At 47.6% G+C, this 19,448-nt stretch carries 21 protein-coding genes, 4 pseudogenes and 1 riboswitch; of the genes and pseudogenes, 15 read left to right on the top strand and 10 right to left on the bottom strand.

All coding sequences use genetic code 11. The features are described from left to right. Positions 1-40 precede the first annotated feature (40 nt). On the bottom strand, positions 41-403 hold the full coding sequence (locus HV302_RS15690) for a hypothetical protein (protein WP_016152574.1): 363 nt from the start codon (positions 401-403) through the stop codon (positions 41-43). A gap of 70 nt (positions 404-473) precedes the next feature. Further along, complete coding sequence (locus HV302_RS15695) at positions 474-878, bottom strand: VOC family protein (RefSeq protein WP_181626251.1); 405 nt, start codon at positions 876-878, stop codon at positions 474-476. 397 nt (positions 879-1,275) lie between these two features. Between HV302_RS15695 and dsbA the strand changes: the two genes are divergently transcribed. The 4 genes from dsbA to HV302_RS15715 all read left to right on the top strand — a co-directional run bounded on the left by dsbA (position 1,276) and on the right by HV302_RS15715 (position 4,127). Further along, a complete protein-coding gene (dsbA, locus tag HV302_RS15700; RefSeq protein WP_016156157.1) occupies positions 1,276-1,899 on the top strand; it encodes a thiol:disulfide interchange protein DsbA in 624 nt (207 codons plus the stop codon). Positions 1,900-2,105: 206 nt separating this feature from the next. Beyond that, positions 2,106-3,026: a curved DNA-binding protein gene (cbpA, locus tag HV302_RS15705; protein ID WP_181626252.1), complete on the top strand. Its 921-nt coding sequence runs from the start codon at positions 2,106-2,108 to the stop codon at positions 3,024-3,026. Beyond that, positions 3,026-3,319: a chaperone modulator CbpM gene (cbpM, locus tag HV302_RS15710; RefSeq protein WP_016156156.1), complete on the top strand. Its 294-nt coding sequence runs from the start codon at positions 3,026-3,028 to the stop codon at positions 3,317-3,319. Before cbpA ends, cbpM begins: the two co-directional genes overlap by 1 nt. Positions 3,320-3,440: 121 nt before the next feature. Next, positions 3,441-4,127 carry a Crp/Fnr family transcriptional regulator gene (locus tag HV302_RS15715; RefSeq protein WP_016152569.1) on the top strand — a complete coding sequence of 229 codons (687 nt, stop codon included), beginning with the start codon at positions 3,441-3,443 and terminating at the stop codon, positions 4,125-4,127. 47 nt (positions 4,128-4,174) lie between these two features. On the opposite strand, the gene HV302_RS15720 is transcribed toward HV302_RS15715, so the two are convergent. The 6 genes and pseudogenes from HV302_RS15720 to HV302_RS15740 all read right to left on the bottom strand — a co-directional run bounded on the left by HV302_RS15720 (position 4,175) and on the right by HV302_RS15740 (position 8,894). Further along, entirely contained in the window at positions 4,175-5,011 is an 837-nt protein-coding gene (locus tag HV302_RS15720; RefSeq protein WP_016152568.1) for an outer membrane protein OmpK, read from the bottom strand. A 95-nt stretch (positions 5,012-5,106) separates the two neighbouring features. Further along, positions 5,107-6,261, bottom strand: coding sequence for an MFS transporter TsgA (gene tsgA / locus HV302_RS15725; RefSeq protein WP_016156155.1), 1,155 nt, complete (start codon positions 6,259-6,261; stop codon positions 5,107-5,109). Between the two features lie 38 nt (positions 6,262-6,299). Further along, positions 6,300-7,007 carry a purine-nucleoside phosphorylase gene (gene deoD / locus HV302_RS15730; RefSeq protein ID WP_181627474.1) on the bottom strand — a complete coding sequence of 236 codons (708 nt, stop codon included), beginning with the start codon at positions 7,005-7,007 and terminating at the stop codon, positions 6,300-6,302. Between the two features lie 184 nt (positions 7,008-7,191). Further along, positions 7,192-7,299, bottom strand: a pseudogene (locus HV302_RS28340) (YcgJ family protein); the annotation flags it as partial. A gap of 147 nt (positions 7,300-7,446) precedes the next feature. Next, positions 7,447-8,218, bottom strand: a pseudogene (locus HV302_RS15735) (CatB-related O-acetyltransferase); the annotation flags it as partial. Next, a protein-coding gene (locus HV302_RS15740; protein ID WP_223429336.1) for an IS1 family transposase occupies positions 8,197-8,894 on the bottom strand; the annotation gives its coding sequence in 2 pieces (ribosomal slippage) (positions 8,197-8,645 and positions 8,645-8,894; 699 coding nt in all). The pseudogene HV302_RS15735 and the gene HV302_RS15740, both read right to left, overlap by 22 nt. A 690-nt stretch (positions 8,895-9,584) precedes the next feature. On the opposite strand from HV302_RS15740, the gene HV302_RS15745 reads away from it, so the two are divergent. From HV302_RS15745 to HV302_RS15780, 8 genes and pseudogenes are all read left to right on the top strand, one after another. Then, the gene (locus HV302_RS15745; RefSeq protein ID WP_181627475.1) at positions 9,585-10,106 is read left to right on the top strand and encodes a GNAT family N-acetyltransferase; all 522 of its coding nucleotides are present in this window, start codon (positions 9,585-9,587) and stop codon (positions 10,104-10,106) included. Positions 10,107-10,333: 227 nt separating this feature from the next. Next, a riboswitch (cobalamin riboswitch) is annotated at positions 10,334-10,557 on the top strand. Between the two features lie 221 nt (positions 10,558-10,778). Next, on the top strand, positions 10,779-11,834 hold the full coding sequence (locus tag HV302_RS15750) for an ABC transporter substrate-binding protein (RefSeq protein ID WP_181626254.1): 1,056 nt from the start codon (positions 10,779-10,781) through the stop codon (positions 11,832-11,834). A gap of 66 nt (positions 11,835-11,900) precedes the next feature. After that, a complete protein-coding gene (locus tag HV302_RS15755) occupies positions 11,901-12,968 on the top strand; it encodes a FecCD family ABC transporter permease (RefSeq protein ID WP_016156150.1) in 1,068 nt (355 codons plus the stop codon). Beyond that, positions 12,965-13,780: pseudogene (locus HV302_RS15760) on the top strand (ABC transporter ATP-binding protein). Before HV302_RS15755 ends, HV302_RS15760 begins: the two are co-directional and overlap by 4 nt. Positions 13,781-13,790: 10 nt before the next feature. Further along, positions 13,791-14,231, top strand: coding sequence for a pseudoazurin (locus HV302_RS15765; protein WP_047501117.1), 441 nt, complete (start codon positions 13,791-13,793; stop codon positions 14,229-14,231). Positions 14,232-14,258: 27 nt separating this feature from the next. Further along, on the top strand, positions 14,259-14,810 hold the full coding sequence (petA, locus tag HV302_RS15770) for a ubiquinol-cytochrome c reductase iron-sulfur subunit (RefSeq protein WP_181626255.1): 552 nt from the start codon (positions 14,259-14,261) through the stop codon (positions 14,808-14,810). A gap of 1 nt (position 14,811) precedes the next feature. Further along, entirely contained in the window at positions 14,812-15,972 is a 1,161-nt protein-coding gene (locus HV302_RS15775; protein WP_047501122.1) for a cytochrome b, read from the top strand. Positions 15,973-15,974: 2 nt separating this feature from the next. Next, entirely contained in the window at positions 15,975-16,778 is an 804-nt protein-coding gene (locus tag HV302_RS15780; protein ID WP_181627476.1) for a cytochrome c1, read from the top strand. A gap of 424 nt (positions 16,779-17,202) precedes the next feature. Here the strand turns inward: HV302_RS15780 and HV302_RS15785 are convergent, their stop codons facing one another. Both HV302_RS15785 and HV302_RS15790 read right to left on the bottom strand, forming a co-directional pair. Continuing rightward, positions 17,203-17,799 (bottom strand): hypothetical protein, encoded by a 597-nt coding sequence (locus tag HV302_RS15785; RefSeq protein ID WP_181626256.1) that lies wholly within the window; start codon positions 17,797-17,799, stop codon positions 17,203-17,205. 62 nt (positions 17,800-17,861) lie between these two features. Continuing rightward, on the bottom strand, positions 17,862-18,218 hold the full coding sequence (locus tag HV302_RS15790) for a hypothetical protein (protein WP_101699898.1): 357 nt from the start codon (positions 18,216-18,218) through the stop codon (positions 17,862-17,864). Between the two features lie 359 nt (positions 18,219-18,577). On the opposite strand from HV302_RS15790, the pseudogene HV302_RS28345 reads away from it, so the two are divergent. The 3 genes and pseudogenes from HV302_RS28345 to HV302_RS15800 form a co-directional block, all read left to right on the top strand. After that, positions 18,578-18,756 (top strand): annotated as a pseudogene (locus HV302_RS28345) (hypothetical protein); the annotation flags it as partial. Positions 18,757-18,806: 50 nt separating this feature from the next. Continuing rightward, on the top strand, positions 18,807-19,037 hold the full coding sequence (locus HV302_RS15795; protein ID WP_049040815.1) for a type II toxin-antitoxin system Phd/YefM family antitoxin: 231 nt from the start codon (positions 18,807-18,809) through the stop codon (positions 19,035-19,037). 26 nt (positions 19,038-19,063) lie between these two features. Next, positions 19,064-19,393: a type II toxin-antitoxin system RelE/ParE family toxin gene (locus HV302_RS15800; protein WP_049040818.1), complete on the top strand. Its 330-nt coding sequence runs from the start codon at positions 19,064-19,066 to the stop codon at positions 19,391-19,393. The last annotated feature ends 55 nt before the right edge of the window (positions 19,394-19,448 follow it).

Consider the following 19,448-nt stretch of genomic DNA (forward strand, 5'->3'; position numbering starts at 1 on the left):
TCCGTGAATAATTATCTAACAGTCAGCAACGGCTGTTCTGTCATTCACGGAAGACGCAAAATCGCAGATGTACCCTTAGTGTGGGCGGCGAGATGGCTCGCGGTGGGAAAAAAGGCAGACGAAACGCCCGCACTGGCGCCAGCAGCGACAGTAGCAGACACAGCACCAGAATAGCGCCTTCGAACAGTACCGGGGGCGCCGCCAGTAATGACTTCGCGCTCAGTTCACAAGGGGTAACGGACGAGGCCTCATCGGTCTGCGCTTGTGCGCTTACGACCACGCTTGTGGCAACGGTGTCCATCTGCAACGCGTGCAGACCCGCCATGCGTTGTGCGGTACAAACCATCACCACAACACATGCCAGACAGAGGAACCACCATCCCATCCGTTGACGTTTCGCCATTATACCCTCACTGATTGATGCGAGTTATCTTAACCACTCACCAGGTTTTGGCAACCTTTGCGCTGTAAAGTTATGTCCTGTCATCAGCAGGATATACCGCGATTTCAATCAGATTGAGATCGGGATCTCTGACATAAACCGAGCGAATCGGTCCCATCGCACCGGTTCGTGCAACCGGCCCCTCAACAATATCGACCCCGTGCGTTTGAAACGTGGCTATCACCTCTTCCAGCGCACGCGTGGTGATAAAACACAAATCCAGCACCCCCGGCGTTGGCGCGTAAGCTTTGGGTTCAAACTCCTTTCCCCGAATGTGGAGGTTAATTTTCTGATTGCCAAAGACGAAGGCTTTCCGCCCTTGCGCGAAGGTTTCCAGCCTCATCCCTAAAAGTTCGACATAAAAACGAACGCATGCCTCTTCATTATTGGAGGTCAATACCAGATGATCCAGGTGGTCAATCATAGCGATATCCATTTTGGTTGCTCATCTCAGACACTTACCCTATTCATTCACACGCTACAAGAAAAAGAGAATCTTACGGCTGCGTTGACAGAACATAGCGCAACGCGTTGCTGCTCACGTTTTATAAATTAAATGATAATTAATCATATTTCCGTTTTTATTTATTACAATATAACATTGCCAAAGTAATTACGAAAATATCACGGAAGTGATCATTCACTATTTACGAAGAGTACCAAAGGATATTCGCAGAACAGTACATAAATACTGTCCCGCTACGTATTGATGCGTAAATGAAAGTAAGGGTCAGCGCATTTTTAGGTGATTATCGTATTATAGCCCGACGCAATGAATAGCGTATTCATTCGCAGAAAATTTGTTTATTGAATGTTATTTAGAGTATATGGAAATGAAAAAATATTTATTACCCCTGATTGGGTTACTTTTTACCGTTAGCGCTCAGGCAGCACCATTTACCGACGGCAAAGAGTTTATCTCACTTGAAAAACCCGTCGCTTCAGCCCCGGCAGCGCTGAAGTTTTTCTCATTCTATTGTCCTTCCTGCTATCAGTACGATGAAGTTTTTGAAATCACTGATAACGTGAAAAAAGTTTTGCCTGCTGACGTCAAACTCACCGAATACCACGTCGACTTTTTAGGCCCTCTGGGGCAGGACATGACGCACGCCTGGTCCGTCGCCATGCTGTTGAACGTGCAAGATAAAGTCAAACCGTTGCTTTTTGATGCCGTGCAGAAAAAACAAACCATTAAATCGGCGGACGATATTCGTAACGTATTTATCAGCGCGGGCGTCAGTGCCAGTGATTATGATGCCGCATGGAATAGTTTTGCCGTAAAATCACTAACCGCCAAACAGCAAGAAATGGCTAAAGCCGTAGATTTAACCGGGGTGCCCGCCATTTTTATCAACGGTAAATATATGATCAATCCGAAAGGACTGAAATCTGATGACCTTAACGCGTTCGTACAAAACTATGCTGATACGGTCCGCTTCCTGATCACTAAATCCTGATGTTTAGCTAATCTCTCTATTCGCACCACACAACAGACGCCATAACGTTAAAAAGCGCTGTTGGTGGTGCAACGCCCGCATCGTTTATAGCAATATCCTCCCTTCCCGGTTGGCATTCTCCGTTATCAGGATTACCCTAAACTTAGCGGTGATACCTGTTGTCAGGGTTCACCTTCTGCAAGTGTTGATTTACACGAGAGAACGCTATGGAATTAAAGGATTATTACGCCATTATGGGCGTGAAACCGACAGACGATCTCAAGACAATCAAGACCGCCTATCGTCGACTCGCCCGTAAATATCATCCTGATGTCAGCAAAGAGACTGACGCGGAGGCCCGGTTTAAAGAGGTTGCTGAAGCCTGGGAAGTCCTGAGTGATGAACAGCGACGCGCTGAGTACGACCAGTTGTGGCAGCACCGCAACGACCCACAGTTCAACCGTCAATTCCAACAAGGAGAGAATCAACGCTATAACGCCGAAGATTTCGACGATATCTTCTCCTCCATTTTTGGTCAGCATGCGCAACAGTCTCGCCAGCGTCATGCCAGCCGCGGGCACGATATTGAAATTGAAGTCGCCGTATTCCTCGAAGAAACGCTTACTGAGCATAGCCGCACGATCAGTTACACCCTGCCGGTTTACAATGCGTTCGGCATGGTCGAACGTGAAATTCCTAAAACGTTGAATGTGAAAATTCCGGCTGGCGTCGGTAACGGTAAGCGTATTCGTCTGAAAGGCCAGGGCACCCCCGGTGAAAACGGTGGGCCAAACGGTGATTTGTGGCTGGTGATTCATATCGCGCCACATCCGCTGTTCGATATCGTTAATCAGGATCTGGAAGTGGTCGTTCCCCTGGCGCCGTGGGAAGCCGCGCTGGGCGCGAAAGTAACCGTTCCGACGTTAAAAGAGAGCATCCTGCTGACCATTCCTGCGGGCAGCCAGGCCGGGCAGCGGTTACGCATTAAGGGCAAAGGTCTGGTAAGTAAAAAACATACCGGCGATTTGTATGCGGTGATCAAAATCGTCATGCCTCCGAAACCTGACGACGCCAGCGCCGCCCTGTGGCAGCAGCTGGCGGATGCACAAAAGACCTTTGATCCGCGCAAAGAGTGGGGGAAAGCATAATGGCTAACGTCACCGTCACCTTTACCATTACCGAGTTTTGTCTGTACACCGGTGTGTCAGAAGAAGAGCTACATGAGATTGTCGGCTTAGGGGTGATAGAACCTCATGAAGACGAGACTTTTGACGATCATGCGCTGAACGTCATGCGTCGCGCGATACGCCTGCGTCAGGAGCTGGAACTTGACTGGCCGGGAATTGCCGTTGCGCTGACATTGCTGGAAGAGAACGCTCAACTGCGGCAGGAAAACCGCCTGCTGCGCCAGCGATTGTCTCGCTTTATCAGCCATCCTTAGTGTGTCAAGGCCAGCATGGTGCTGGCCCTTTTATTATCCGCAACCCGCTCTTAATGACATTGCGCAGCAGATGGCATACAGTCAGCGATAAGAATTATCTCAAACAATAAGACGTTGAGCCATGCAGCTTAAGCCCCTCACAAAAGGTCGTTTTCACAATATCTGGCAGCAAGATGATGCCTTAATTGAGAAGATATTCCAGGAGTTGCTCTCTGAAACACAGATTATCCAGGAAGATGACTATCTTTACCGCCAGGGACAGGTAGTCGATCGACTTATCATGGTGCAGTCAGGAAGAATTTCTCTGCGTTATAGCGCGGAGAATGGTCGCCGTTTTCAACTGGGTGCAATGGAATGTGATGAGCAACTGTTTGGCGAAATGGAGTTTTTTACCGGGTATCGTTGCCAGCTTGATATCGTAGCCGAAGAACCGCTGACCGTGGCGGTATGCAACTGTGACCGTCTGGAGGAAGCGCTGAACCAGCACCCCAGACTGGCGATATTTTTCGCCAGCGCAATGGCCGTTGATTATCAGGATATGCTGGAAATCTTCCTGCACCGGATGCTCTACCCTATCGTACATAACGTAGCGTATGACCTGTATCGCCAGCATCAGGACAAGCAGCCAATGGATGGTTTTCATAAAAAATACCAGGAAGCTGAGCGATTCGGCACCACCGACCGGGTCTATCGGCGGGCGGTGAAAGCGCTGACGGATGCCGGACTGGTAACGCGCACGAAGCAAGGACTGGAAATTAAGGATCTGGATGGGCTGCGTAAATTTCTCGGCAATGACATCATTGACTGACACACCAACCCTGGCAAACGGAGCATTGGTGTGTCATTTCAGCGCAATCAGAACTTATAGGTGAGGTTGAAATAGTGACCCAGTCCGGTGGTACGCCCTGCTCCACCGTGGTTTTCCATCAATGCCATGTTGCGGAAATATTTTAAGCCATAACCTACTGCATAATGCTCTGAATGCCAGTAGATGCCGTTATACCATTCAATCGCGTTATTGCTATATAACGGCTGGTTAGCAATCTTGTTCGCGGCGAACTGGTAGTCAAAGTAACCCTGATAGTTCAAATAACTGCCGTTGGCGAATGTATAGAACGGCGTCGACCAGTTGGTCGAGAACATGTAACCATCCCACTTGCCTTCGTTATCCGCACCGTAATTTTCACGTACATAGTGCGCATAAATGTTCATTCCCACCAGACCAAACCACGGCACTTTAACATCAGTGCCGAGACCAACGTAATGCTCGAATAATTCCCGGTCGCCAATGTTATTTACCGTTGCGATATAGAATTCGTTAAATGGCCCAACGGATAAATCTTTATTAAAAATGGCGTCGAGGGAAAAACGTGGAGATATCTTGGCAAAGAAGTTATCCCCCCCGTGACGATCGTCCTGCTCGCGATCCAAAATATCAAAGAAATCCACATAACCATACAGATCGATAATCCCGGATCGTGCGCCAAACTCCAGCTCAAGATAGGTGTCATTACGAATACCATAAGGCACTTTCGCATCCACACTTTGCATTAAGTTCATCTGCATCCAGTTAAAATCATTTTTGCGGATGTTGCCATCGGCATAATCAGCCGCAAGCGCTTGCGTACAGCACATCGCAATTACCGCACCCAGAACTGTTTTTTTCATCATTGATTTATTTTTCTTCAGCATTTTCAATTCCTTTGAGCAAAGTTGAGTGTCGCCCCACCAGTTAAATGGCGTGACGGCGGGCTATCTAATTAAAGAGGTAAGCGTTATTACTGTGTTTAATTACGTTTGAGTTTTAATGTACCCATCAACATAATAAAGATAATTAAATACAACACCGGTATTGCATACATAATTTTCTGCAATCCCATAGTTTTTTCCATTAACGCACTGATCGCCGGACTGAACATGGCGCCAGCACTACCGCTAATTAAAATATAAGAAACGTTCTGGCTACTCGCGCGCTTCACGAAAGAAACCCCGTAGGCAATAAAGGAGTTATACAGTGCTGCGCAGACAAACCCGTAACTATAGGCCAGATAATCAAGCCCGGAGATATTTTCCTTCGTGACAATGATGGTGGTAATAACGCAAGCTAACAAAATAATGCTAAGCAAGAAATAATGTATCTTTACGCGGGAAACAATAACGGTTGAGACTAACGCGCCGACCAGCGCAGCACCCCAGTATTGCGTAATAATATTACCTGCTTCTTCGAAGGGAATACCAAATTTGTTCTTCACAAATAATGGTGCCCAGGTCAGGAAGGTATACAGCGCCAACATACCTAAGAACAGGCCAATGCCTCCGCTGATAATCCCTGGATTCCACTCGGATTTCACCGGGTCTGCGCTATCCGCTGCAGGAGCCGTTTCACAGGCGGTAAAGCGGGTGAGAGCCACAACGCCCAGCGTGAGTAAGGCCACTATGCCTACGCTCAGATAGCTGTAACTCCACGACATATTGTGCGTCAGGGCGAAGGTGGTAATCAGCGGGAAAACTACGCCCGCGACGTTAAAGGTGGCGTCCTGCACCACCAGCATCGTACTTTGAATGCGATCCTGCCAAACCGACACCACGATCGTTCCCGCCACGCACAGACCAATCCCGCCGCAGAAACCCACCAGGGTCATGGCGACCATCACCGGCCATAAGCCAGGGCTTAAGTGCATTGCGAGAGCGCAGAGGAACACTATCGAATAGATAATGAGCGTCATACGCTTAACGCCGATTTTCTCAATCAGGAAAAAGGCGGCGATGGTCCCGGCTAAAGCCCCACCGTTAAGCAACGAAAATATCGAGGCGACGGTATTCACATCGGCACTGTAGCGTACTGCAATCGGTTCAATCAGCATGCCAAACTGACTGGCAAATCCTGCCATAATAAAATTTGCCAGAAAACTAATCAGCGTAAGTGCTATTTTATTCTTCATATAATGCCATCTCTGATTGGTTCATTTAAATGCTGATGCTAAGCCGTAACAGCTGTATTTAGCGCCAGCTCTATCATATTTTTAAAGGTTAACTGCCGTTCTTCCGCCGTTGTTTCTTCTCCTGTCAGGCAATGATCGGATACGGTTAATATAGCCAACGCTTCAATATTAAACTGATGCGCTAAAGCGTATAACCCTGCCACTTCCATATCCACACCCAGCACACCAAACTTTTCCAGTGCAGGTATTAAATTTTCGTCAGGATCGTAATAAAGATCGCCACTGAAGACATTGCCGACTTTAGCGTCAATACCGGCCTTCTGCGCCAATGCCCACGCCTGCTGCAATAATGGGAAATGGGCAGATGTCGCCATCGTGTAGCCCGCGCTACGTTTTAAATTTGTGACGGAATCCGTTCCGGCGGCGACGGCAAGAATAATATCTCGCATTTTGACATGATGTTGTGTTGCCCCCAGACTGCCGACACGAATAATTCGCTGTACACCGAAGTCATGTACCAGTTCATGAGCATAAAGCGTCATTGACGGAATACCCATGCCATGTCCCATCACCGAAACAGGTTGCCCAAAATAAAGACCGGTATAGCCCAGCATATTGCGTACATTGGTGACTTCGCGGTAATCCATTAGATAATTTTCAGCAATAAACTTAGCGCGAAGCGGATCGCCCGGCATAATAACGGTTGGCGCAAAATCACCCGCTTTGGCATTAATATGTGCAGTCATAACAATTCCTGAATTATGTGTATTGAAGATATGCAGGGATTGTAACCAGCGGTTTGCAGAGGATTGAGGACAAAAGTCCTGCTCAGAGGATCGGCCTCTCATTTCTGAGAGTTAGTGTTGCGGGCAGATGGAAAAGCAGAAAACAGCGTCCCCGCCGCGCAGGCAGTGAAAACGCGCAGGACTATCAGGATTTATCGTTCTGTCTGAACAATAGAGCGGTGTAACGAGTATTCACTTTCCCGCTACGCTTACCATCTGGCCCGAAATAGCGATCGTTTCTACACAGACGCTCGGTGCCAGTCTGGTTAGTCCGGTCGTTGCTGCGTATGCTGACAATGGCAAAACGCTCATCACTAGCAAGATGCTAACTTTTGTCATCGTGTTGTCCTTATCTCATTTTGCTTTCGCCGGATAACAGTCCCAACAATGACATATTAAACTAAAGAGTTGTAAATATTTCGGTAAGATTAAATTTTTTATATGCTTTTTCTTTTATAGTGCCATTCGATATCAACGTGCTCATTTCAGTGACAAAATTTATAATATCATCACACTTGCTGTTATCGGGTAAATCGGTGTAATTATAGTTCCACCATTTTATTTTTAACAACTGTTCAATAATATCTGACTCAAATCTGTATTTGATAATTTTCGCAGGAACCCCTGCGACAATAGCATATGGAGGCACATCTTTAGTAACAACGGAATTTGCTGCAACAACAGCACCATCACCAATTGAAATACCACCTTTTAAAACGACATCATTGCCAATCCAGACATCATTGCCAATCGTTGTATTTTTAGGCTTTGTAATAAATGGTTTCAATACCCAGTTTTGTCCGAACTCGTTGGCAGCATATTTATCAAACTCGCCATTATAAGTAAGCATATGAGTTGTAAAACGATTCATAGGATGGTTCCCTCCCATGATTTTTACGTTTGATGCAATACTACAAAATCTTCCGATATTTACATTACCCGGAAAATAACAGGTTGGAAATGAAAACGCACCAACGCTAGAAAAACTTTTTACTGGCATTGTGGAATATTGTTCAGCAATAACATCAGCTTCAATTCTAATTTTGTCACCTTTCGAGAACAGTAACAAATTTCTTTCTTTATAAACTTTCTTACCTCTATGATTCAAAAAGATATCGTTATCCATGCAAAATTCGGTAATGACTCCAACTTACTGATAGTGTTTTATGTTCAGATAATGCCCGATGACCTTGTCATGCAGCTCCACCGATTTTGAGAACGACAGTGACTTCCGTCCCAGCCTTGCCAGATGTTGTCTCAGATTCAGGTTATGTCGCTCAATGCGCTGAGTGTAACGCTTGCTGATTACGTGCAGCTTTCCCTTCAGGCGGGATTCATACAGCGGCCAGCCATCCGTCATCCATACCACGACCTCAAAGGCCGACAGCAGGCTCAGAAGACGCTCCAGTGTGGCCAGAGTGCGTTCACCGAAGACGTGCGCCACAACCGTCCTCCGTATCCTGTCATACGCGTAAAACAGCCAGCGCTGACGTGATTTAGCACCGACGTAGCCCCACTGTTCGTCCATTTCCGCGCAGACGATGACGTCACTGCCCGGCTGTATGCGCGAGGTTACCGACTGCGGCCTGAGTTTTTTAAGTGACGTAAAATCGTGTTGAGGCCAACGCCCATAATGCGGGCGGTTGCCCGGCATCCAACGCCATTCATGGCCATATCAATGATTTTCTGGTGCGTACCGGGTTGAGAAGCGGTGTAAGTGAACTGCAGTTGCCATGTTTTACGGCAGTGAGAGCAGAGATAGCGCTGATGTCCGGCAGTGCTTTTGCCGTTACGCACCACCCCGTCAGTAGCTGAACAGGAGGGACAGCTGATAGAAACAGAAGCCACTGGAGCACCTCAAAAACACCATCATACACTAAATCAGTAAGTTGGCAGCATCACCCAAAATTCATAGTGCTTCCGAGTCCATCTAAAAACAAAAATTTCATTTGTGTCTTCTGAAAAATTATAGAGTCTGGTTTTCATACTGTTATTGTCTACTTTTATTTGAAAATGTACGATTAGATTAAAGATACTCTAAACCCTAACCATAATCAACTATAACAGTATGAAATAATCTATATTGTAAATCACCTTATTGTGACATTTACTCTTACCACTCATAATTTAGTTTCTATAATATTCTGCTTAGAGAATGAATACAGATATGTTTTGAGACGTCGTTTTCAAAAACAAAATGTCAGATGCTTTTCTATTAGGGCAATCCAGGTAATGAAGAAAAAAATGCAGCCCCAGTTGCAAATGCCTGGCAGCCCAATAAGATGCAATTCTTTTTTCTATCCCAAGAGGACGCTGAAAACCTTAGTTCTCGCGACAGCCTGACCTTCTGCGCGAAGAGTTTTGTTAAGTGTTTCTGCCTGATTGCACTCTGTGGTGGCCGCCCAAACACCCATTTATAACCCGTAATGAGAATAGCTCCGTATGCAATTGCGAGTCTGTCTCTTACTGCTCAATATTGTTTTTAAAGTGGTCTTATTGTTATTATCATTTTCCGTTCTAAATTTGAGTTATGCTGCCATGATCCCATTTAGGTTTAGTGAGATGACTCCCGCCGATATTCCTGCTGTTCAGTCGTTTCTTGTTGAGCATCTTAATTTATTCTTCAATGCCGGTAGAGCCATGCCTTCTGCCGAAGAAGATCTCTTTGATCTCGCACAACAGTATATCTTGCAGGAAAGGAATTCATTGCTTTGCGCGTGGAGTGAAAACCAGGAATTAATCGCTACACTGGCGGTATGTCAATATGATGATCGTATTACTGAACTACGTGGTCGCTATAACTTGGCTGAAACGGCGGAAATTTGTCGTTGTTACGTGGATGAGCGCTACCGCAGACAGGGGATCGGAAGTCAGTTGTTTGCTTTAGCTGAGGTATTCTGTCAGCGACATCAATATAAGATTTTGTATCTCCACACACATCATTTTTTACCCGGAGGGTATTATTTCTGGTTGCGTAACAATTTCAACGTGATTATGGATATGCAGGATGAATGGCAATTGGTACATATGGAGAGTACACAAAAAAGAGTCAAGTGCTGATATGCGGAACTTTTGATGGTGATCAATATGTTTCATACACAGAAGTTTCAGCATGCGTGTAATTTGATCAATATCAACCAATTCTCATTTAGCTTCCTGTTGCTATTTTCATTTACAACATCGCAGTAACCAACAAAATCATAACTCACTGTATTAAATGGGTATTTTTTTCTACACCACTACCTTTTATCCCTTACCCTCTATGGTTGACCTTGTTAACAATTGCCGCTAGAGTCGCTTTCGACAGCATTTCATTACATTTTTGTATATGAATAGGAATATGGTGAGAATTATTCAATTCAATTCCATAACTGCCCCCGCAACTGTAGGCGGATGCAGAATATCCCTGTGTGGCTCATAAACCACAGGTCACTGTAAAGTTCATCTTTATGGGAAGGCCGATATTCTGATTACCGTGAGTCAGGAGACCTGCTGTCAAAGGTATATGCCATTGAGTGGACGGGATGGTCCATGGGATGAATTATTTGACGCAAGCGGTAGTGTATTTATGAATAAGATTTTGGCTGAGTAAAGCTTATTTGCATTTTTTGCATATCTTCATTCTTAAATTTCACGATTCAATGTCATCTATCTTCATGTCTCCTCCCGATATATGGAATGAAATAAGCCATGACCAGACCTTAAGATTCTGGCATCAACGGGACGATGATAATGCACGCTAATTCTACCTTTTACTTCTCTAAAAAAACGCTTCTGGCTATTTTTGGCACGACTGCTCTCCTGCTTACTTCCGGTTTTTCCGAGGCAGCAAAAACCGAATATCCTCTGACGATTAAAAACTGTGGCCGCGATATTACCTTCAATCAGGCACCAACGCGCGTGGCGACGGTGGGTCAGAACAGTACCGAGATTCTCTATTCACTGGGGCTGGCCGATCGCGTCGTGGGTACTTCGCTGTGGTTTGGCCCGGTACTGGAGGCTTATAAAACAGCAAATGAAAAAGTCGCCGTTATCGCGCAAAATATTCCAAGCTTTGAAGGGATCGTGGCGAAAAAACCGGATCTGATCGCCAGTCAGTTTGAGTGGCAAATCGGCCCTGCTGGCACGGTTGCCTCTTACGAACAGTTTAGTGAACTGAAAATTCCCGTTTACACCGCGCCAGCTGACTGTGCGAAAGATAACGAAGATGGTGGTGATGGTGTCCGTAAGGGCATGTTTGATATTGCCATGGTGTATCAGGAAGTCGCCGATCTGGCGAAAATCTTCGATGTTCAGGATAAAGGCGAGGCGCTGATTGCCAGCCTTAAAGCACGTGAAGCCGCAGCGAAAAATAAAATTACCGGAATGGATGAGAATGTTTCCGCCGTGTTCTGGTTCTCAAGCGCCGATCTCCAGCTTGACCCTTACGTTGCCGGGAAGTTTGGTCCGGCGGCATGGATCGCCCAAACGCTGGGAGTGAAGAATGTGATTGATTCTGCTGAAGAGTGGCCAACGGTGGGTTGGGAAACCATCGCAAAAGCGAATCCTTCACTCATTGTGCTCGGTGAGATGAGCCGTCGCCGTTTCCCGGCGGATGACTGGAAGGTCAAGATGGAATACCTCAAGTCCGATCCTGTCGCCAAACTGGTTCCTGCCGTCCAAGAAAACCATCTACCGGTCATTGACGTACAGACCATGAATGCCGGGATCAGAACTATTGATGGTGTGGAAAAACTGGCTGATGCCCTTGTTGAATATGGCTTAGCACATCCGCAGGCTGCTCATTAATCTACGTTTTGCGCTATATCCTCGCACGGTGTAGCGCATCTCCGTTACTCAGGAACGCAGATAATCATGAGTGATTCACGCAGGATGCGTCGCGCTGTTGGTCAGCTTGCGGTGAGAGTCAGTGGGCATGCCGTTTGGGTCAGTGCGCTAATGTGTGGCGTACTGCTGGCGGGGATTTCCATCGGCGAAACGCTTATCCCCTGGCAGCATGTTCTCAGCACGCTGGCAAATCATCTTTTTGATACACACTATCCTGTCGATGCGCTGGATGCAGGGATCGTCTGGAACTACCGCCTGACCCGAGCGCTGGTCTCGGCCAGTTGCGGCGCGTGCCTGGCTGTTTCCGGCGTAGTGTTACAGTCGCTGCTACGCAATGCTCTCGCCGAACCCTATCTACTGGGGATTTCTGCCGGAGCGTCCACCGGAGCGGTGCTGATTGCTCTCACTGGACTTGGGGCTGGCATCATCAGTATGTCATTGGGCGCTTTCATTGGTGCGCTGACGGCATTTCTGTTCGTTGCGCTATTGGCGATGGCCGCTGGCGGTAGACAAGGTGGGGGTGTGACAACCCAAATCATCCTTGCCGGGATCGCCAGCTCCCAGCTTTTCAATGCGATCACGTCGCTTATCATTACCCGCTCAGCAAACGCCGAGCAAGCACGCGGTATTATGTTCTGGCTGTTGGGCAATTTGAGCGGTGTACGCTGGCCCGATGTTGTCTTAGCCATTCCTACCGCTCTGGTCGGTATCGCGCTGTGCTTCTGTTATGCCCGCCATCTTGACGCTTTCTCCTTTGGTGCGGAGTCTGCGGCATCGCTGGGCATTCCGGTAAAACGTACCCGTGCAGTACTGATTGCCGCCGTCACCGGCATGACGGCGATTATGGTCTCCATTGTGGGTGCGATCGGCTTTGTCGGTCTGGTGATCCCTCATGCTGCTCGTCTGCTGGTCGGCAACCAGCATCATCGACTGCTGCCGGTTAGTGCGCTTACCGGAGCTATTTTCCTCATTATCGCTGATGTTATTTCCCGCACGTTACTACCCGGTCAGGTACTCCCAATAGGCGTGATCACGGCTCTGGTTGGCGCTCCTGCGTTTTCAATCATTCTGATTAGAGGAAACCAGAACAAATGACGGTGAATCTCGTACAGCCACTCGTTGCCTCTGCGCAAGTCGTTATTGAAGCCTGTAATTTGTACTGGAAGGTAAAAGGTAAGACGATTGTTGAAGATATTTCACTCAGCGTAACGCCCGGCTAGTTTGTCGGCATCATCGGTCCCAACGGCTCGGGCAAAACGTCACTGATTTCACTGCTGGCCGGTTTGCTGAAGCCAACTTCCGGGCGTATCACCCTGCAGCAAAAGGCGCTCCAGCATTATTCGCGGCGTCACCTTGCGCAGCGGGTGGCGTTGGTCGAACAACAGGCAGAAACCAGCGAGCGTCTTACCGCTTTACAAGCCGTTTCTCTGGGGCGCACGCCCTGGCTTAGCCTGCTCTCGCCCTGGTCCGCCAAAGATGACGATATCGTGCAAACTATGCTGGAGAAGGTCGATCTCCGTGAATTACAGCACCGATGCTGGCATACCTTTTCCGGGGGAGAAAAACAGCGCCTGCATATCGCCCGGGCGCTGGCGCAGCAGCCGCAGTTGTTACTGATGGATGAACCCACCAACCATCTCGACATTCAACATCAGATTGGCCTGCTTAGTCTGGTTAAACGTGAAAAGCTCACGGTCATTGCCGCTCTGCACGACCTCAATCATGCCGCGATGTTCTGCGATCGCATCATCGTCATGACATCCGGGCATATGGCGATGCAGGGGACTCCTTGCGCCGTGTTTACCCGTGAAAACCTCCATGCCTGGTTTGGTATCGACGCCATTGTTGAACATGAAACAGGCGCTGAAAACTGTTTTATCCGTTATCAAAGACCGGATGAATTTTAAGGAAGAATCGATGAAATATCTCAAACAGAGTCTGAAAGTTTTATGTTTACTCGCCCTCGCCTCTTCAACCTTCGCACAAACTCACGACGTTTTGATGAAAAATCGTGGGTCTGCGGGACCAATGGTCTATGAGCCGGATTATCTGGAGATCCAGCCCGGGGATACGGTGAAGTTTATCCGTAAACATAAGAGTCACAACGCGGCTTCAATCGCTGAATTGTCTCCGGCTAACTATCCCGGTTTTTTGGGAAAAATCGATGAAGAGATCGAAGTAACTTATGACAATGCCGGATTTTACGGCATCAAATGTACACCGCATTACGCTCAGGGCATGGTGATGCTGATAAAGGTTGGAGATGCCACGTTACCAGCAAGCTATCGGGCATTCAAAGCGCCGGGTATTGCTGATAAGCGCTTTCAGGAAATTTACGCGCGTATCGACAAACGTTAATCCGCGATGCTCAGGGAGAAATACGAGGTGACAGAGAATAAACTTGCAGATGGCGAAATCCAGGAACAGCGCCGGGAATGTCTGTGTAAACTGACAAAATTCGTCGGTGCGGCAGGCGTCGCTGCTGCCGTCTGGCCGCTGGTTTCGGTCCTGGGTCCGGATGAGAAGACTCTTGCGGAAAATGAACCGATTGATGTCTCTCTTGCGGGGGTTGCTGCTGGACAAACCGTCAGACGCGTATGGCAGGGAAAGCTGATTCTTATTCACCATCGCACCCAGGATGAGATTATTACTGCCAGAAGTGCCGACTGGCATACGCTTATCGACCCACAACCGGACAGCGAGAGGGTCTCTGCTACTCATCCTCAATGGCTGGTGGTTCAAGGGTATTGCCCACATGCCGGGTGCGTACCCAACGCCCGACCTGGAGGCGTGGGTTGGATCTGTCCGTGCCACGGCTCAGAGTTTGATACCTCCGGGCGCGTGACGCGCGGCCCCGCGACGACCAACCTGGCAATCCCGGACTATGTTATTCATTCGGATGGTCAGGCCGTGCGTATCGGCACGAAGGAAGCCTGAAATGAGGAGTGAGCGCGTCTATTCGCTTCGCTGGCGTATCCCGTTTCCTCGCTCGATTGCCGGACTCTGGGTATTCGCAATCGGCGCCATCCTGCTGGTTATACTCGGTGTGCAGATCCTTACGGGTATCGTGCTGGCAATGTTTTACGTGCCGACGGCCGAGCTGGCATTTGACTCCATTATTCATATTATGCGTGCGGTTCGCCATGGAGAACTGTTACGCAACATGCATGCTATTGGCGCGTCGCTCTTTTTCTTTGCCTGTTATCTGCATATTTTTCGTGGCATGTACTACAGCGTTTACCGCAAGCCCTGGACGACAATGTGGATGATTAGCGTGACGCTGTATATCCTGCTGATGATGACCGCATTTCTTGGTTATAGCCTTATCTGGGGGCAAAAAAGCTACTGGGCGGCCACGGTAATTACCCGCTTTGCCCAGGCCATTCCGCTGGTGGGTGATACCCTTTACGCATATTTAGTCGGCAGCCATACTCCGGGAACGCCGATGCTTGGCCGCTTTTTTGTTCTCCACTTTATTCTTCCCTTTGTGATTGTTGGAGCAACGGTTTTTCATATTCGCACCGTACAGTCGGCGTTTGCGCAGGCGATGAAAAAGAGGTTTAGCGAGAAAGAGTCCAGGAGCCTGCTGTTCGATTACAAAATTACCGATCTTGATGCCATCAAAATCATCCTTTTTTTGATGATCTTCGCCTGGTTCTTATTCTTCGCGCCGCACTATCTGAGCAGCGCCGATAATTTTATTCCTGCGGACCCAACAGTTACACCCGCGATTGTTGCGCCGGAATGGTATTTTCTCCCCTTCTTCTCCATCTTGCGTTGCTTCCCAAATGAATTCGTTGGCTTAGCCGCAATGTGCAGCTCGGTACTGATTTTCTATTTCCTTCCCTGGCTTGATACTTCCCGGGCTCGTTTTCGCCATTACAGCAAACTGGTTAAATGCGGATTCTGGCTGTGGGTCATTAATGCCTGCTTTTTAGGCTGGTTAGGGTCGAAAGCGCTGGTTGGCCCCGATCTTATTGACGGTTTCCGTAACGAAGAGGGCTGGATCCGTGCCGCATCGCAGCTTTCGACTCTCATTTGGTTTGCCTGGTTTTTAATCGTATTACCTTGCCGTCGTTTTCTGGAAAAACAGGACTGATGATGAAACAACTATTGAAAATCAGCATTCTGTCCTTTTCTCTGTTGGGACTGGGTTCCTCCTATGCGCAGGAAGCCACGCCTGAACGGCAGGAATGGAGCTTCAGCGGCATCAATGGCCAGTATGATAAAGCGCAGCTTCGGCGTGGCCTGCAGGTTTATGAAGAGAAGTGTCGCGCTTGTCACGGCATAAAGCACCTTAGCTTTCGGTCGTTGACCAGGCCCGGCGGTCCGGAACTCACGGCTGAAGAAGCAAGAAGTATCGCCAGCGGCTATCAGTTTCCTGAGCTTCAGGATGACGGCCAGATTGGTGAGCGAGACGGGACGCTAAATGACAGCTTCATCTCGCCGTATCTAAACGAGCAGGAAGCACGATACCTTAACAATGGTGCTTCCCCCGTTGACCTGAGCTATATCGTACGTGCCCGCTCATACGATCGCGGATTCCCGCAATTTCTGTTGGATGCTTTTCTGCCCTACACGGACCAGGGAGCAGATTACGTCTACGCACTGCTAACCGGTTATCAACCTACCGACCCTGAACTGAAGGCTAATCGCTATTTTCCCGGCGGCGTGATTAACATGCCGAAACCGTTGACCAGCGGAGAGATTCAATGGCGCCCGGCGTCGCTACAAGCTGAAACGGAAGAGCAATATGCCAGGGATGTTACCGCCTTTCTGGCATGGGCAGCCGACCCAACGCTCGCAGAACGAAGACAGCAGGGATATTACGTTATGGGCTACCTGGCCTTTATGCTGGGGCTGCTATGGATATTACGACGAATGAAAAGGCGTTCGCTCATGTAGGCATTGCCAGATATGAAGATGATTCAGTTCGTCAGCTTTCCGCCGGGCAGCAGCGCTGAGTTGCCCTTGCGCGACTAAGGCTGGTGAAAGATGGCATGACATAAACTGCACAAAACGAAAAAACCCCGAGCTATTAAATAGCTCGGGGTTTATGTTTGGCGGAAGCGTAGAGATTCGAACTCTAGAACCCTTTCGGGTCGCCGGTTTTCAAGACCGATGACAATTTCAATAAAATCAATGACATGATATTTTTCTTGGTAAATTGTACGAACTTTGTACCCAGAAAAAAACAACATGTTAGGCACAACCTTGAAGATAGTATACCAACACTTTCAAAGAAATCTGCCTTCCATGGCTATCAATTCCCGTTCATCATAATCACCATCATCAGGTGGTGTTCCCGGCATTGGCGGCCGGGGTTGTATTAGTGCCACTGCTCCCCCTTTTTCTTAATTCCCTCACCAGTATTCCCAGTAAAATCTTTTCCATCCTGACTGCGTAAAAAATCCGGCTGCACAGTAATATTTTCAGCCACAAATTTTAAATCATCGCCGGGCAGAGATTCTTCAAGAACGGCAATAATTGCCTGCATGGGTTGCGGCGCCTCTGGTTGGCGCTCCTGAATGTACCTGTCGACTTCAGTTCGGATACTCTGCACAAAATGATCGTTTTTCTGAGACTGCATGGCTTTTCGCCCCATATCCTGTGAGGCCTTAAAAACACGGTTGGTTACTTCATCCAGCGTTTCATTTGCTTTGACGGCGTTAACCAGTTTGTTGCTTAATTCAGTCCATGCGTTTTCGTATTCAACAACAACGTTTGCTGATAATGCGGTCGCTACCGCTGATGCAACGGCGCTTAATTTGCCAAATGAGGCACTGACTTTTTTTACGGAATTATCAGTTTTGTCAAAACCCGACAGCATTTTTTTGTTCGCGCTATCAACCTCTTTTTGTGCGATCAATAAAGGGGCGGTCTGGGCATTTACTGTGTAATAAATGCCTCCCAGGTCTTCTGACATGATTTCCTCCGGGCAATAAAAAACCCCGCCGGAGCGAGGTTTTAGTTATTTAAAATTATTATCTATTTAGCGTTAAAACACCCTGGCAGGGTTTTATCCAGTATCAGGTTGCCTTCAACCGTAAACCCCTGAACACCAAATAAAAATGCGTACATATAGTGTTCGACAACAACATTAGTTAATCCCACAGCGCAACGATCTTTCTCAATAGCCTTGTCCGCTGCTTCCTTAACATTTGGCATACCGAGAGGGAAAATAACTATCGCGGAACTATCCTCCCCGGTAACACGATTACCGGTGACAAATTGTCCTCCGTTCATATTGTAATTTTTAGTGCTTGCCACCGTTAGATCAGCAACGCGCTGACTGCACCCCGATAAAAATAACACTCCCAAAATACACATCGCCACTCGTTTCATTTTACAACTCCATGCCTGGAAAAATCGCACCGTATCACTACGCGCGAACAGTGCCAGAGCGAATCCGTGATTTTAACAACTTTAGGAATTTATAAAAATTAACTGAAATTATTCATTAGAAGTAAACATTCACTGCAATAGATGATCTTAATAACAGTGATTTTTATCACGATGAGTTATTTACGGATACTAATCTATTAGTCTCTTCGTTTAAAAGTGCTGTTGGCGCGGAATACATTCGGTACCGGCGGTGAGTTTGTTGTGACGACAAACAAAGGCACTCGTGTGATCCCGAAAACGTTAAATAACTGGTGGACGATGCGAAACGAACTGCAGAGCAGAAAGCCAGCGTTCCGTTCGACCGCAATTTCCACGACATTAGAGCAAAGGAGATTTCGGACTACGCAGGTTCCAGCCGGGACAAGCAACTATTTTCTGGTCATAAAACGGAAATCATGTGCTGGTTTACGACCGCAAAGTGAAGGTGACGCCGACGTTGGACGCTCCATTCATTGAAAAACAACACCGTTGCATTTAGATCAAATTTAGACTAAATTAAGACTCCCATAACTGATAAAGGAAAGTGCGATGCGAATTGAGACTATTAGCTTCGTTAAGAAAAACGCAGCTTCTCTCAATTTATCTGAGCCGATCCTAGTAACACAAAATGGCACTCCCGCGTACGTTATCGAGTCTTATGAACAAGTGCAGGAGCGGGAAAATGCTATTGCTCTTCTGAAGCTACTCACACTGTCTGAGAAAGATAAATCTGACGGTAAGGTACTTTCGAAGGAGCAGTTACTGGATGGGCTTATATGAGAGAATACTGATATAAGGATCCTGTAATGGAAAGCGTCAAAATCGAATACACGCATACAGTCAAAACCTGCATTGATGACATTGCCAACTATCTGCATCACGTTGACGTGGAAGTGAAACCCGTGATTACCGACATTCTTGAGCAGTTTGAGAAACAGGTCAGCCAGTTTCCCCTCGGTTGCCAAGTTTGCCCGGAGTTGATCAAGATTGGGGTTGCAAAGTATCGTGAGTGTAACACTGCAGGTGGTTATAGAGTTTTGTATTCGGTAGATGGTTCAACGATTACGGCACATGCAATTTTATCACACCGCCAAGACGTCAAACAGTTGCTGTTTAAACGACTAATCCAAGCCTAAAAATCTCCCGCTTCGGCGGGATTTTTTTCGTCTAAGTTCTGACAGATGAGGAAAA

The sequence above is a fragment of the Citrobacter sp. RHBSTW-00859 genome, from assembly GCF_013729795.1.
Lineage (GTDB): Bacteria > Pseudomonadota > Gammaproteobacteria > Enterobacterales > Enterobacteriaceae > Citrobacter > Citrobacter braakii.